The sequence below is a fragment of the uncultured Acidaminococcus sp. genome (genome assembly GCA_900538365.1).
Lineage (GTDB): Bacteria > Bacillota > Negativicutes > Acidaminococcales > Acidaminococcaceae > Acidaminococcus.
Map to the genome: position 1 here is coordinate 1 of UPXT01000054.1, position 14,630 is coordinate 14,630.

The following is a 14,630-nucleotide window of genomic DNA, read 5'->3' on the forward strand; positions in this document are numbered from 1 at the left end:
TCCAGGAGTGCATAGATACTTTAGCACCCCAAAATTTGACAAAGAACCAAAAAAGTCCCTGCCGGCAAGGCCAGCAAGGACACTGCAGAAAAGCTTACCGATCCGGTCCTTTTGTATGTACATGCTCAATGGGAATCCACCGGGCATTGGGCCGAAGAAGCGAGTAGACACTTAAAAGGGAAATGAGGATACAGAAAAAACCGCCTGTCAGGATGCCCTCAGCAAAATGGCGGCTCTTGTAACCTGCTTCCGAAATGGCGGCATGCCCCACATAAAGGCTCAAAAGATATAAACAGATCCACCAAACAATATCTTTGATATGGAAAAGCGGCAGCCCACATAGAGCATTGTAACAGAGCCAGAACACATTCAGGATAAAATAAAGACCAAAGACAACACTCATCAAATAGGGAATAAAATTATCAATGAGGCGCCCGTCCCGATGCTTTTTAAAATGGGGCAGCCAGATTTTTCCATAGACACGGGCAATCTGATAGTTTCCCGTGAACCAGCGCCGGAACTGATGGACCAAGGTCATAAAATGGATGGGCTGTTCATCATAAAAACGCGCGTCTTCCTGAAATTCCGAAAAAACATCCTTGAAATTCATCTGCATGGAAAATTCCATATCTTCCGTGACCGTAACCGTCTGCCATCCATCAGGCTCAATGAGGGAAAGGTCAAAGCCAAAACCCGTGCCGGAAATAATGCTCGGCATGTGGACATTGAAGCGGGGCTTGGAAAAAAGCACGTCCACGCTGAGCCAGTACAAGGAATACCACTGGGAAATCAGGGAATCATAAGGATTGAGCGGAAGCCTGTTTCCCATGACAAGCCGGGCGCCGCTGTCAAAGGAGCGGTTCATGGCCTTGAGGAACCCCGGGTCTGCGACATTATCGGCGTCAAAGATCACGGCATACTCAAAAGACTGCTTCCATTCCTGCCGAATTTTTTGAAGCCCCCAGGAAAGGACCGCACCCTTCCCTGTTCGGGGCCCCTCTTCCCGCTTCCAAACCGTAACACCAGGAAAAGCTCCCCCAATGGCAGCCGTATTGTCGCTGCAATGGTCGGCACAAAGGAAGATATGATAGGCCGAGTGCGGATAGTCCTGCTGCACAAGGCTTTCGAGCAGTTTTCCCACAACCCGCCCTTCATTGTGGGCGCAGATGAGGACCGCCATGGTATGGTTGTTTCCCGCAGGTGGCAAGACCCGTTTTTTGGTTATGAAGCCCACGAAAATCGTGCTGACGCCCCATAAGAAAACAAGAAGCAGCACAACCTGCACAGCAAGGGTAAAAAAATACATGAAAAAAGCCTCACATTCCGCTCAGGATAAGAAGCACGGCTGCAAGTCCTCCTGAAACGTACAGGACCACAGGTTCCCCCAATTGGGGTGGGAAAATCAGGCAGAACCCTGCACCAACCGCAAGGGCAGTCAGGGAAATCCGCAAAAGAGCAACTGAAAGAAGATGACTGGTCCATTTATCATCCCGCACAGCTTCCCACCATTTCGTCCCGTCGCCGCGGCAAAAATAGCGTCCGCTCCAAGATAGGACGGTCTGCCCGCCCAAAATGGATAAGCCCAAAGCAGGGAGCATGATGGGAAAATAGGTCTCCTCAAAGGGGGCAATCTGGAAAAGATCACCTGCAAAGGCAAGGGTAAGTCCCAAGGGAGCTGCCGATGCCAAGGAAAGGACAAGGGCCATCATACGGGTCCGTTGATCATAGACCAGAAGAACCGGTTCATTTTCACTTCGCATCCCCTGCCAAATGCGGAAAGGAACGTAAGCGGACAGGAACACGGCTAAAAAATGAATGGGCAGCAGCATCGTATGGAGCCCGCCGAAAGAGCAGCCGATCACTGCGCCAAGCCCTGCGGAAAAGGCACCCAGACGGCCAAAAAGAAGACCAAAGGTCAGCGCGAAAAGTGCACCCAAAGACAGTCCAGAGACGCTGGGCACCATCATGACCAACATCCCAAGATAAGTGACGGCGCTATAGACCAGAACCAAAAAAATCGCCGTTTTTACACGTTGAAGCATTGCATCGACCAGCTTTCATTAAGATTGGCAAATAGCCTTACTTTGCCTTTTCCTGAAGATCATGCCACAATTCCAGCATGGTTCGTTTCAGGACAGGATGTTCCTTTTGGGGCGCAATCTCCGCCAAGGGGCGCAGGACGAAATCCCGGTTCTGCATGTCCGGATGGGGCAGTGTCAGGAATTCAGTCTCCAGGACCTCGTTTCCAAATAAGATCAAATCAAGGTCAATATTCCGTTCACCCCAATGGCGCTTGCGCTGCCGGCCCATCTCCTTTTCAATGGCAAGAAGTTCCTTAAGCAGGCTCGCTGCATCCTGCTCCCATATCACTTCGGCCGCCCCGTTCAGGAACTCCGGCTGATCCGTCACGCCGTACGGCGCCGTCCTGATCCACGTGGACACTTTCTGAACATTGATTCCATGCGCGTTCATCCGGCGCAGGGCTTCTTCCAAATAGGCCTCCTTGTCCCCTAGGTTGCTGCCAAGGGCCACATAGGCTAACGGCATGATAAAATCGCCTCCAGCATACGGATGAGCCGCACATTTTCCTTGACATCATGAACGCGGACCATTTGGGTACCGGCATAAACAGCCGCTGCGGAAAGAGCCATGGTCCCTTCAAGGCGTTCTTCCGGCGGAAGATCTCCCAGGACCTTGCCGATATAGCCCTTGCGGGAACCGGCGACAAGGACGGGGATCCCGTGTCCCGTAAGTTCCGCAAGACCACGGGACAGTTCCAAGTTGCCGGTTACGTCCTTAGCAAAGCCAAGGCCAGGATCGAGCATGAGTTTATCGCGGCCAATTCCCATCGCTTCACAAGCCTCTGTCCGCGTAAGGAGATATTCCATGACATCACCGACCACATTATGATAGACCTTCATATTGGCGCTCATCATGGTCTTTGGCGTACCGCGCATATGCATGAGGATGAGCGGTGCGTCCTTTTCTTTGGCAACAGAAAGCATATCGGGGTCACCCGTTCCCGCCGTGACATCATTGATGATATCGGCCCCTGCGTCAAGGGCGGCACGCGCCGTCGCGGCATGGTACGTATCAACGGAAAGGATTGCTTGGGGATAAGCCCGGCGAATTTCGGAAATGGCCCCGACGACGCGGCGGATTTCTTCTTCTGCCGGTACAGGATCACTGCCGGGACGGGTTGATTCACCGCCAATATCTAGGACATCAGCGCCGTCATCCAGCATCTTTCCGGCCCGCTCCACAACAAAGGAACCAGCCGTGACACGGGACCCTGAATAAAAGGAATCAGGCGTCACATTGAGGATTCCCATGATCCGCATCTTTTCATAGGTAAGGGTCCTTCCATCAGCAAGGACTGTCGCAAGCTTTTGGTCTGCAAGATAGTCTTCAATATCCTTGATGACGTTATCAAGACCGAACCAGCCTTGGTTGGCCCTGAGTTTTTGGACAAGGTGCCGGTACTGGGGGCGGCTTCCCAGTAAAATCACATCTGTCCGTTCCACACTGCAGTTAATGGTCCCCTTGGCATTGGCTGCGTCCGCCCCCATGGCGAGCATTTCCTGTTTGATGATATTGGCCCCAGGAGCCCGCACACCGACAAGACGCAGCGGTTCCACAGCTGCCTTGGGCGCCATAAGGGCAATCCCGGCCGGATGGACCCCCATTTTTTGGAGTTCAAAACTGACTTGATCGCAGGGAATCTTGATATACAAAGCCTAGTCCTCCTTTTCCACACAAGCAAAGGCGTTGTGATTGTGGATGCTTTCCTCACTTTCTACGGTCACTCGGTACCATTCAATCCGCTCATCCTGGTTAAGCCGTAGGGCGACTTCCCGTGCCGCGTCCTCAACAAAACGAGGATTTTCATAAGCTTCTTCGGTGACAAACTTTTCATCAGGCCGTTTCAGCAGCGAAAAGATAGGAGACGAAGCGGAGGCTTCAGCAATCTCCACCAGTTCTTCAATCCATACGGGTTTCGTGCTGCGGATTGTGATCTTGGCACGGGCCCGCTGATTGTGGGCACCATATTTACTGATTTCCTTGGAGCAGGGGCAAAGGGTATGGATGGGGACATTGACACCTACATCCAGATGGAAAGTCTCTCCTTTTTCCGCATGGTAATGACAGGAAATATCAAGGTATCCTGTGTTGCCCGATACAGGGGCCTTCTTTTCAATGAAATAAGGAAACCGCATATCCAGCATGGCCTTCTTGGCGCCCAGCTTTTCCTTTAGTCCATCGAGGACGATTTCCAGATCATGAGGATGGATGGGTCCTATTTCCTTGAGGCACTCCACAAAGCGGCTCATGTGGGTTCCCCGCTGCTCATGGGGCAGATTCACACCAAGGGAAATAACCGCCACCGAATGCTGGACGCCATTATGTGGATCCTTTAAGGTAATGGGCCAGCGGATGTCACGGATTCCCACTTGTTTCAATGCAATATGGCGCTGATCAACTTGGCCTTGTACGTCTTTTAGCATGTTTCACCTCGATAGATAATCCCGCTCGTCTTCGTTTCCCAGACTTCTACTTCAAAAAGATGGTAGTTCGGCCCGTGAAGCGGCGTTTCCAGCTGCTGCCAGACCCAGACAGCAATATTTTCTGCTGACGGCTGGGGCAAGATGTCGTTGATAAAGGCGTGATCCAGCTTATTTACGACAAGTTCTTTCACGAGGTTCTTGAAACGCACGAAATCAAGGACCATGCCCTCGTGGTCAGGCGTACCCTCTACTTTGACAACGAGTTTATATGTATGTCCGTGAAGATGTTCGCACTTTCCGTTGTAATTGGGGAGAAAATGGGCGGCGTCAAAATCAAATTCCTTTAGGCAAATCATATGGTACCCTCCTCTAAATCAAAATCTACTTGGCGGAGTGCTTCGTAAAGCACTATCGAGACAGAATTGGCAAGATTGAGACTGCGGGCTTCGGGCGCCATGGGAATGCGGATGCATTCGTCTTCATGGGCCATCCGAAAGGCCTCGGGCAGGCCCGCCGATTCCTTGCCAAAAATCAGCAGGGAATCTTTGGTATACTTCACTCGAGTATACGATTGATGGGCGTGGGTAGTCAGAAGAAAACGCGGCGCGTCAGGATAGGCTGCAATAACTTCCTCCACACTGTCATAGTAATGAATATCGACCAAATGCCAGTAATCAAGACCGGCTCGCTTCAAATAGCGGTCATCGACGGAAAAGCCCAGGGGACGCACCAAATGAAGGGAAGCCCCCGTTGCTGCGCACAAGCGGGCAATATTTCCCGTATTGCCTGGAATTTCCGGTTCAACAAGAACAATATGCAAAATGGCTTCCTTCTTTCTAATCTGTACCCATGATGGCAATCATGCCCTTCATCTGTTCATGGATATTCATGATTTTTTCAGCATAGTAGCTGCCTGTAGCCCATTTTCCGTTAAGCTGCTTCCACGTCGTCGCGTATCCCGTCTCCTTTTTGATGCGATGCACCAAATCATAGCGGGGATCGATGATGGCGGTCTTGGGAAGCCGGTCCGTCGTATAGGCCATCAAGTGCTGGATATGGGCCCTCACACCGTCTTTTGGCGTAGGAAAATAGGCGCCGCGAACAGTCGCGCTGGTCGTTCCCAACCCGCAAAAGTTGTTCTGTTCCGGTATGACCGTCCCGCCAAAGGCAAAGAACCCCGTTTCAAGGAGGGCCTGCGAAAAGGCAAGGTCCCAACGGATGCCTTCCCGGCTTGCTTCTTCGTAGTAAGCCTCTACGATTTCTTCCGGCGTTGCCTTGATAGGAAGCTGCGGGTTATAGAGCGTGAGAAGCGCAATGGCCTGGGACCGCCGCACTTCTGGCTTGCCAAAGATGGTCACCTTGTCGTAGCTTTCCGGGATTTTCCAGATTTGTCCCTGCGTCATGAGACGCTTTGAAATGACAAGGAGGTTCGGATCCGTGACGACACGGTGCGCCATGGCCCGCTGGCGCCGCACCAGGGGCGGCTCCGTCTGGGGAATGTCCATGGGCGCCCCATAAATAAAAGCCACGGCCCCCTTGGGGGGCTTCATAGCGAGCTCCTTTTTGCGCACCGCCGTCTGGACAGGATGTTGTTCTTTTTGGGCCCGTTCCCGCATGATACGCTCCTTAAAGGAACCCGCCTCCGAGGATTGGATTCCCGAAAGGAGCGTCACCATGGCAAGGGGCAGGACCCATCGCTTCAAATGAAATGGTTTCACGATTTATGCCTCTTTATTGGGAGCAAATATGAATAGACTCAAGGCCATGACAAGGGCGGCCACAAGGATCCCGCAGCTTGTCGCATTGAGGATGCCGATACCCTTACCCCCATTAAAAAAGCGCAGGCCCATGACCACGGCAATACCCAAAACGGCCGAAAGGAAGGCCCCTTTCGTCGAAGCCTTCTTGGTGAAAAGACCAAAAAGGAAAGGCGCCGCAAGCGATACGGTCATAAGGGAATAGAAAATGGCCATGGCCGAAATGATGCTTGCAAGATAATAGGCAATGATGATACCCAGGACGCCGCAGAAAGCGGTAATCTTTCGCGTCATGGAAAGAAGCTCCGCGTCCGTTGCGTCCGGCTTGATAAAGGTCTGGTAAAGGTCCTTTGAAAGACTCGTTGCCAGCATATAAAGCACGGTGTCGCAAGTGCTGACCTCAGCTGCAAAAATAGCGGAAAGGGCTAGGGCCGAAATGCCAAAGGGCATCATTTCCTTCATCGCCTTGGGAAGGGCCAGTTCCTGGTTGGAAAGATCCGGGAACGCCGCAAAAGCGCACATGCCGATGAGCATCGGGAAAAAAGCAAAAAAGAGCTGCACAATCCCGTTAAGGAGTGTTCCCCTCCGGATGGCCGGTTCATCCTTGGCACTGTAGACCTTGCCAATAAGACCGGGAGAAATGCAGAAGGCCGGCGTCAGCATAAGAAAATAGCCCAAGATTGTAGAATTTCCCATTCCGTTCCAGGAAAAATAAGAAGCCGTTTTGGCCGTATCTCCTAGGTTTGCTGCAATCTTTGCCTCTAAACCGCTCCAGCCGCCGACATAACTTAACGCATAAGGAGCGGCTACAATAAAGCCCACGAGAATCACAGCAAGTTCAATGATGTTCACCACAGCAGCCGATTTGAGGCCCCCCGAGGAAAAATAAAGAGTCACCACAATCGCCGCCATCATGATGCCGTAAAGTTTTGGCATGCCTGCGACCACATTGAGAATCCAGGCAATGCCCAACAGCTGCCCCGAAAAAAGGGCCAAAGTCCCTATGGCCATCATAGTCGATGTTACGCCGCGAAAAGCGTGGGAATACCGATGATCCAAATAGTCTCCCATGGTAAAAAGATTATACTTTTTTGCTACGCGCCACACGGCAGGGCCAACCACATAAGCAAGGATGAGGGACCCCAATCCGCTGCAGCCAATCCACCACCAGCTTGATACGCCGTGTCGATAAGCAAGGCCCGTCACGCCTACCGTCGAGCCAGCGCCAATGTTCGCCGCAATGAGGGTCGTAAAAAGAAGCTTCCAGGAAAAGCTTCGGCCGCCGACAAAAAAGTCCGAGGCCCCTTTGATATGCTTTCCGATACCGTAGCCGAGAATGATCAAGAAAAGGGCATAACCAATAATGACAACAAGATAAGAGTTCACAGCGTCACCTTCCCGAGGTAAATTCATACTGCATACAATTTTACTGTACTTACTGCAACTTGTAAAGTTAGGTTGTCCTTTCAGCGCCTAAAAGGCACGTAACCTTTTCTTTTACGATTCCCTCCCCTTTTCCTTGCGGCGAGGATGCGATACAATAGGGAAAATAGCAGGGTTTCAAGCCCTAAAGGAGGTTTTCTCATGACAGTCTTTCATTATATCCACCATGCGGCCTTTAGCCTCAGCGATGGCAAAACAACATTGCTCTTTGATCCCTATCTTGAAAATAACCCCGAAGGATTATCGGCTGGCGACCTCAAAGCCGATTATATCTTTATCAGCCACTTTCACGGCGATCACTTAGGGGAAGCCTATGCCATTGCCAAAAGAACGGGGGCCCCGATCATCTCGACCGCTGAAATTGCAAACGACGCCAAAGCCCATGGCCTGAACGCCCACGCCATGCATATCGGCGGCAGCCATGAATTTTCCTTTGGCAAAGTCAGACTCACCTTGGCCTTCCATGGCAGCGGCATTGCGGGCGGCCATGCCTGCGGCTTCATCGTTCACTTTGACGGCAGCGTCTTTTATTTTGCCGGCGACACGGGCCTTTTTGCGGATATGGAACTCATTGGCAAACGAAATGCCATCGACTATGCCTTTCTCCCCATCGGCGATAACTTCACCATGGGCCCTGATGACGCCGCCTATGCCGCCGGGCTCCTTAAGGCAAAAACCGTCATCCCCATCCACTACAACACGTGGCCCCTCATCGATCAGGATCCAGAAGAATTCAAGATTGCTGTGGAGAAGGAGACAGAGTCGAAGGTGTTAATTGTTCCTTTTGGCACGAGAGTAGACTTGTAGGTTATTGCTCAGAGCATAATCGCTCCGCTAAAGCGGTTGTAAGCAAAAAAACTGTGACGCTTTGATGCTAAAACCTATAATGCCGCCTAAACCGCCCCCTACGTGGATATCTCCGAAATAATTCGCCAGAAAACATGTCCCTGCACCCTTCCGCTTTCGCGTTAAATCAGGCTGGGGACTCGGGCGAATCTGCCTCGCTAGCCGCTTACAAGGAAAGGGCGCGGCACTTGTCATCCATCACCAAAACCGGGAATTTTTATTCAAAAATGCTTATGGATATTTCCCGGTTTCGGTCCCCTGCCTTGGCAAAGACGGCTCGATGCTGTACATCGAGCTCAGAGGGAAACCATGTAGGCAGGCCGTTTCAAGCGCTATCGCTGTTTCTATATTTTGAAAAGACAATCCTTTTTTCCGACCTCACATAAAATTTAAGGGCCCTAACCCGAACCTGCGTCTACGTTCGGGTTAGGGCTTCTCTTATGGTCTTTTGCCCAGGAGCTCGATTTCCTTGAAATCGAGCTCCCTTACCAAAGCGGGGGGATCCACCAAACAGGCCTGGTGGGTGGTAGATAAGGAGGGGTGTTTTTTGTCAGGCGCCTCCGCATGAGCGAGTGCGAAAAACATTTTTCGCTGGGCAAAATCCTCTAATTACAAGATGCTGTCGAAGCGATTCGGCTGCTGGACCGTGTGATTAAGAATCAATTCGGCGCCCTCCCGTAGGCGGGTTGGCGCCGTGCGTTCAGCCTCTTAAGACCTGCATAGACAGCTGTAAGGCGCACCCATTTTCCACCACAACTTCCCTCCATTGCCTTATTCCTTTTTTCGAATGCCATGGAGGGATATCGGTTCGTACGATGTTTCGTTCCTGATTGGGAATAGCGATTGCCTGGGGCTTTCATGCCGCCCCTTATTTTTTACTAAATATTTTTATTGCTAGTTTAAATTTATTATGATAATATTTTAATATATATATGTGTAAGTATCTGTTAATAATATTATATAAAAACTGGAGATAACAGCACTTACCACATAATCCTTCGATCTATATCTTTATGGGGAGAAAGAGGAGAAAACTATGAAAAACTCTCTTAAACGCACTACTTTACTCGTCAGCTTAGCCTTACTGGCGCCGACTTTGGCGCGGCCCGTCCACGCCGAAGACTTTGTCTTTGACAGTCACACTGCCATCAACGGCATCATGCCAAGCTACAGCGAAAAAGGCAGCAATGACATAAAGAGCTTTTCCAATCCAGAAAGCAGCATTACCTTAGATTGGACCAATATTGGGACAGACACGGGGCTTCCTCGCTCTACCGGTATTTCACCGATTTTTAACGCACCGGAAGTCACAGCCAAAAATATTACGGTCATTGTCGGGAAAAAAGGCAATCAATGGAACGATAAAGGCATCATTTATGACAACAAGCAGGTTACTCACGGCAAAATCACTGCATCGGGGACTATCATGGTTAAAACCTATGATGACTGTATCTACATGAACTCCCCTGCCCACACAGTAGATATTACAGGTTTCAAGAAGCTCATTTTCAATTCGTCAGGAATGCCGACTAAAGGCAGTTCCGGCTATGCCATCATGAACAATGGGATCGATAATTACCTCAATATCATTGGCGGTGAAAATAGCGAAATTGAAATGACCAACACGGGGCGAAGAGCTGTAGTTGCCGATAACAGCAGTACGGCGGAGTCCACGAAAACGACCATCACGGCTAACAGCATCTATCTCCATGCAAATGGCTCTTCCGCAATTGTGCAGACCAAAACGCACTACGCATTTACAGGCGGCCAGATTGAAATCAACGGCATCGATAAAACGATCATCACAAATGAAAAAGATGGCGGGACCGCTGTTAGCGCTCAGGCGTCAAGGGACGGAAAAGGGCTCATTGAAATCAATAAAAGGACCTCTGGCGTCGTAGAAATCACGGGTGCAGTCACTGCCAGCAACGGTACGGCCGATATTGATTTTGCCGGGGACCAATCCTTCCTTAAAGGCAACATGACGTCTTCTGGTGAAAAGGGAAAAATTTTGGCAGACTTCAAGGGCGCTGATTCCCAGATGACCGGGGATATGAAGACGAGCAATACTGCAGCCATCGATGCCGCCTTCTCCGGAAAGAATGCTTCCATGATGGGTGACATCACGGCCGCCGATAATTCCACCGTAACATCCGCCTTCTCCGGTGAAAATGTTTCCTTTACAGGAAATATCGATACGACAGCGACGAGTTACCAATGGGGAACTGGCTATGCCCCTAACCAGTCGGCCATAACGGCCGCCTTCTCCGGCAAGAACGCTTCCATGATGGGTGACATCACGGCCGCCGGTAATTCCACCGTAACATCCGTCTTTTCCGGCAAGAACACTTCCTTTACGGGAAATATTGATACGACGAAAACGTCCCAAACGGGTCAATCTGGCAGCTCTGTCGAATCCTCCAATAATAGTACTGTCACAGCTGACTTTTCCGGCTCCGGCGCTTCCTATACAGGCGACCTTGCCTCGGCCGGTACGAGCAAAGCCAATATCGCCCTTACAAATCACGGTCTCTGGAAAGGCAAAGCTGCAACGATGGAAAACGCCACGACGGCCATTACCCTTTCAAATGGCTCCCGTTGGGACCTGACAGCTAACAGCAACGTATCGTCCCTCGACCTTTCTTCCGGCGCTACGGCTTCCCTTGCAGGCGATGCCCACAGCCTCGATGTGGGGACCTTGAGCGCAAGCGGCGCGTCCGGCATCTTTGAAATGGATCTTGCCTATCATGATAACAAGGTTGATACCTACGAAAACGCTACAGACAGCGACTTTCTCTACGCCCACGGCGGCACCGGGAGTTCCTTTACAGTCCAGCCCACAGCCATTGCCTCCGTCGATGCCATGAAGTCCGGAGACAAGCTTTACTTTGCCCAGGTAAAAGAAGGAGCTGCTGCCTTCAAAGTGAATCAGGACATCAAGCTCCAGAACAAAAACAGCCTCTTTGACAGCACCCTTTCTGTCAAGAAAGAAACGGATACGGAAAAGACCGACTATGAAGACTGGTTCATCACTCCTGTCGGTGACGGCAAAACACCAAACCTGAACGCCTTTACGCCAGGTTCCGCCCACCATGCCGCCGTCTCCATTTGGCGTGAATCAGATACCCTCCTGAAACGCTTGGGCGAACTTCGCTACAATCAGGAAGACCAGGGCCTTTGGGCACGCTACATTAACAACAAACTAAATTGGGATGGCAGGAATAACTTCGATACGACCATGAAAACCCTGCAAGTGGGTTATGATAAGAAAGAAACGGGCACAAAGCGCGACTGGTACTACGGCGGTGCCATCGAGCACACCTGGGGCAGCAGTGAATACGCTGGCTGCGGCGACGGCAAGCAGCACCTCACCGACATCGCCCTTTACGCAACACAAATCGGCAATAAAGGCCACTACCTCGACCTTGTCACCAAAGTCGGCTACCTCAGCTCTGACTATAAGACCACCTACGGAGACAGTGCTGACTTTGACAACTGGGCTTTCAGTGCCGGTGCTGAATATGGCCGCAAGAAAGCCCTGGGAAATGAATGGTTTGTCGAACCGCAGGCCCAGCTCACCTACTACTTCCTCAAAGGCGATAACTACACGACGAAAAACGGCGCCATCGTAAACCAAGACAACACGGATAACCTCGTTGGCCGCCTCGGGGCCGTCCTTACCAAGGAATACGATAAAGAAACAAGGAATCCGAAACGCTTCTACGTCAAAGCCTCTGTCCAGCACGACTTCCTTGGAGACAGAAGCCAGCATCTCCAGCAAAACGGCATGTCCTACTATGACAGCAACGACTTTAGAGATACGTGGTACACCGTGGGGATCGGTACGAATGTCCACTTTGACGACAAATACGCCTTCTACTTCGACGCAGAAAAGAACTTTGGCGCCGACCTCAAATCAAAATATCGCGTGGAAGTGGGATTGAGATATGAGTTTTAAAGACTGAAAGTGGTACGCTTTGAGGCGGTTGTGAGTGTTGAGTAAAACACAACGGCCGTTTCTTCCGAAATCATTGATTTCTAGACCCAGATCTGAGAAGAATATGACGAAAAGATAATATGGAAAAATAAGGAAAAGCCTTAACCCGATTTTGCGAATTAATTCGGGTTAAGGCTTGATTTATATGCGGTTAGGTAGGGTTGATACAGAGCCTTGGAGCTAAAGAAACGAAGGAAAAAATTAACACCAGAACCACAAAATCCTTGATCGCAGAAAATCGTTTTGTCCCTAAAAGCCAAAACGAGCAATCTGCAAAGAGAAAGCAACCTGACAGCTCTTTTGCCTTAGAACTCGATGCTTCGCCGTCTCTAAGGCGTAAAGAAGAAGACAGAAGACCTGAGATCAAAAGATTTGATTGCCTCATTTATCGTGAAACTTTCAGCGACTTTTTAAGCGTCCGATCATAATCTCACACTTTTTTATGCCAAGACACAGGGAGCTTACGAAGCAATCGGCGATGGATGTATCACCTTTTCAAGTCAGATCAACTCTACGAGTCAAATTCAAAGAAAAAAGACCGTGAGAAAAAGACTTCCGGCTTGTTGCGATTGTGCGGCCCCCAAGGGATGCTTTTCCCCAGCAAAAAGCCTCAAGTCTCATTTGGTCGCATGCCCAGCTTGCCGCTTTTCGCTTGCTTACTTAAATGCAAATGGCAATGAGCCGACAGCTAGGCTCACTCTTCTCCCTCTAGTCCCTGCTGCATTTTTCGGCGTCCACGGCAAGGACAAACATAAGGACGTAGAGGGCGTCAGCAGGATCTGCTACATCAAGAACATAGGTATCGGTAAGATTGAGAAGCTCTTTACTAATGCTCGCAATGCGATTTCTGTTCCTATCGCGAATGGTGTAGTCCCATTCGAAGATATTGCCTTTTGCTTTCCAGCCCAAAAAGTCGAGGGAATAACTTGGTGAAAAGAGGCTGATGTTCTTTTTGACGCTGCCCAAGTGGCGGCCGTCTGCAGAAAGTTCAAATTTAGGAAGGAGTGTGACAATCTTTTCCTTGACTTTACCCACTTCCCTTCCAAAGGCGTCGTAAATCTTGAGGCAGTGACCCCAGGATAGCTGGCCCTTTACAACAAAAAGGGTGTCCCCGTTTTCGTTATAGATATCATAGCTATCGAGCCAGGAAAAGATGCGCTGACGGAACAGTAGTTTCATGGGGTTCTCCTTTTAATCATCAGATTGTATGTACAAGTTCACGGATTTCATCAAGTTTTTGTTCGGTCTCGGAATTTTGGGAATGAAAGTCCAGAAGCTTGGCATAGTTTCCTTCCTCCCAGGCAATCTTCCGGCTGATGGAAAAGTTCAGGTCAAAATAAAAGCACAAGGCACCAACGTAAAAGTCCATAAAGGTTGCTTTGCTTTGCGTTTTGACAAGGCGTCTTGCCCTCGCCTGAGCCATGACGGAGTCAGAGATAGACTGCCTTTCAAGGTCCGACCAGTCGACGTTCCAGACGTTGATGTTCTTTTCCCTGTACATGACGTAGACGCGAAAGATATCAAGCTTGTCGGCGTCCCGGATGAGGCGGGCAAAATGAAGTTCCCGCTTGGATAAATCCCCTCTTACTTCATAGACGTTATGTTCCCCAATGGCAGCCCGGATGACGTCATTTTCCTCAGAGGACGCAATAAAATCCTTGATATGGTCTTCCTCAAAAAGAACATGGACGCCGTATTTCGCATGATCCATGGAACGATAATCGAAAAAGGTCTGATAGCGCCGCAACTGCTCAAAGCGGCCAATATCATGGAGGATACCAATGAGCCAGGCCAAATCAATCTCCTCTTTTTCCATGGAAAGGCTTTGGGCAATCCGTTCAGAAAGGGCTGCCACGCGCAGGGAATGGGCATATTTAAGGTTCACTCCCGGCCCCATGCCACAAAACCCATCCACATAGGATTTAAAGGTGTCCAGGATGTTTTTTCGTAAGATTTCCATCGTCATACTCCTATCAGATTGGGGCACACCCCTACCCTGTAGTATACCCGTTTTGCTGAATTTGAGCAAAAAAGAGGTTCTTTGTCAAATTTTGGGGTGCTAAAGTATCTATGCACTCCTGG

General features: G+C 50.2%; 13 protein-coding genes. 2 read left to right on the forward strand and 11 right to left on the reverse strand.

Annotation, left to right across the window (positions count from 1 at the left end):
* Positions 1-94: 94 nt before the first annotated feature.
* Genes QZQ08_RS08835 through QZQ08_RS08875 form a run of 9 tightly spaced genes read right to left on the reverse strand, consistent with a single transcriptional unit; the run spans position 95 to position 7,675 of the window.
* The gene (locus QZQ08_RS08835; protein ID WP_296330985.1) at positions 95-1,306 is read right to left on the reverse strand and encodes a glycosyltransferase family 2 protein; all 1,212 of its coding nucleotides are present in this window, start codon (positions 1,304-1,306) and stop codon (positions 95-97) included.
* A gap of 10 nt (positions 1,307-1,316) precedes the next feature.
* Positions 1,317-2,042 (reverse strand): hypothetical protein, encoded by a 726-nt coding sequence (locus QZQ08_RS08840; RefSeq protein WP_296330987.1) that lies wholly within the window; start codon positions 2,040-2,042, stop codon positions 1,317-1,319.
* Between the two features lie 37 nt (positions 2,043-2,079).
* On the reverse strand, positions 2,080-2,547 hold the full coding sequence (gene folK, locus QZQ08_RS08845; protein ID WP_296330992.1) for a 2-amino-4-hydroxy-6-hydroxymethyldihydropteridine diphosphokinase: 468 nt from the start codon (positions 2,545-2,547) through the stop codon (positions 2,080-2,082).
* Positions 2,538-3,734 (reverse strand): dihydropteroate synthase, encoded by a 1,197-nt coding sequence (gene folP / locus QZQ08_RS08850; protein ID WP_296330995.1) that lies wholly within the window; start codon positions 3,732-3,734, stop codon positions 2,538-2,540. The genes folK and folP overlap by 10 nt, the downstream gene beginning before the upstream one ends.
* Before the next feature lie 3 nt (positions 3,735-3,737).
* Positions 3,738-4,505 carry a GTP cyclohydrolase FolE2 gene (gene folE2, locus QZQ08_RS08855; RefSeq protein ID WP_296330999.1) on the reverse strand — a complete coding sequence of 256 codons (768 nt, stop codon included), beginning with the start codon at positions 4,503-4,505 and terminating at the stop codon, positions 3,738-3,740.
* Positions 4,499-4,861: a 6-carboxytetrahydropterin synthase QueD gene (gene queD / locus QZQ08_RS08860; RefSeq protein ID WP_296331001.1), complete on the reverse strand. Its 363-nt coding sequence runs from the start codon at positions 4,859-4,861 to the stop codon at positions 4,499-4,501. The genes folE2 and queD overlap by 7 nt, the downstream gene beginning before the upstream one ends.
* Positions 4,858-5,325 (reverse strand): tRNA (cytidine(34)-2'-O)-methyltransferase, encoded by a 468-nt coding sequence (locus tag QZQ08_RS08865; protein WP_296331004.1) that lies wholly within the window; start codon positions 5,323-5,325, stop codon positions 4,858-4,860. Before QZQ08_RS08865 ends, queD begins: the two co-directional genes overlap by 4 nt.
* Before the next feature lie 16 nt (positions 5,326-5,341).
* Positions 5,342-6,223: a glucosaminidase domain-containing protein gene (locus QZQ08_RS08870; protein WP_296331006.1), complete on the reverse strand. Its 882-nt coding sequence runs from the start codon at positions 6,221-6,223 to the stop codon at positions 5,342-5,344.
* Positions 6,224-6,226: 3 nt separating this feature from the next.
* Positions 6,227-7,675, reverse strand: a complete 1,449-nt coding sequence (locus QZQ08_RS08875; protein ID WP_296331009.1) for a sodium:solute symporter family protein — start codon at positions 7,673-7,675, stop codon at positions 6,227-6,229.
* 171 nt (positions 7,676-7,846) lie between these two features.
* Here QZQ08_RS08875 and QZQ08_RS08880 point away from each other — a divergent pair, with 171 nt between their 5' ends.
* Together QZQ08_RS08880 and QZQ08_RS08885 are read left to right on the forward strand one after the other, a co-directional pair.
* Complete coding sequence (locus QZQ08_RS08880; protein WP_296331012.1) at positions 7,847-8,512, forward strand: metal-dependent hydrolase; 666 nt, start codon at positions 7,847-7,849, stop codon at positions 8,510-8,512.
* Between the two features lie 1,075 nt (positions 8,513-9,587).
* Entirely contained in the window at positions 9,588-12,509 is a 2,922-nt protein-coding gene (locus QZQ08_RS08885) for an autotransporter outer membrane beta-barrel domain-containing protein (protein ID WP_296331015.1), read from the forward strand.
* A gap of 747 nt (positions 12,510-13,256) precedes the next feature.
* Here QZQ08_RS08885 and QZQ08_RS08890 read toward each other — a convergent pair.
* Entirely contained in the window at positions 13,257-13,727 is a 471-nt protein-coding gene (locus QZQ08_RS08890) for an LURP-one-related/scramblase family protein (protein ID WP_296331018.1), read from the reverse strand.
* A 19-nt stretch (positions 13,728-13,746) separates the two neighbouring features.
* On the reverse strand, positions 13,747-14,508 hold the full coding sequence (locus tag QZQ08_RS08895; protein ID WP_296331021.1) for an HD domain-containing protein: 762 nt from the start codon (positions 14,506-14,508) through the stop codon (positions 13,747-13,749).
* Positions 14,509-14,630: the final 122 nt, after the last annotated feature.

Bases quoted from the DNA above. Each gene is read 5' to 3' on its own strand.
- folK (WP_296330992.1), bottom strand. From the start codon at position 2,547: ATGCCGTTAGCCTATGTGGCCCTTGGCAGCAACCTAGGGGACAAGGAG.
- QZQ08_RS08880 (WP_296331012.1), top strand. From the start codon at position 7,847: ATGACAGTCTTTCATTATATCCACCATGCGGCCTTTAGCCTCAGCGAT.
- QZQ08_RS08840 (WP_296330987.1), bottom strand. From the start codon at position 2,042: ATGCTTCAACGTGTAAAAACGGCGATTTTTTTGGTTCTGGTCTATAGC.
- QZQ08_RS08875 (WP_296331009.1), bottom strand. From the start codon at position 7,675: ATGAATTTACCTCGGGAAGGTGACGCTGTGAACTCTTATCTTGTTGTC.
- QZQ08_RS08895 (WP_296331021.1), bottom strand. From the start codon at position 14,508: ATGGAAATCTTACGAAAAAACATCCTGGACACCTTTAAATCCTATGTG.
- QZQ08_RS08835 (WP_296330985.1), bottom strand. From the start codon at position 1,306: ATGTATTTTTTTACCCTTGCTGTGCAGGTTGTGCTGCTTCTTGTTTTC.
- folE2 (WP_296330999.1), bottom strand. From the start codon at position 4,505: ATGCTAAAAGACGTACAAGGCCAAGTTGATCAGCGCCATATTGCATTG.
- QZQ08_RS08890 (WP_296331018.1), bottom strand. From the start codon at position 13,727: ATGAAACTACTGTTCCGTCAGCGCATCTTTTCCTGGCTCGATAGCTAT.
- QZQ08_RS08885 (WP_296331015.1), top strand. From the start codon at position 9,588: ATGAAAAACTCTCTTAAACGCACTACTTTACTCGTCAGCTTAGCCTTA.
- queD (WP_296331001.1), bottom strand. From the start codon at position 4,861: ATGATTTGCCTAAAGGAATTTGATTTTGACGCCGCCCATTTTCTCCCC.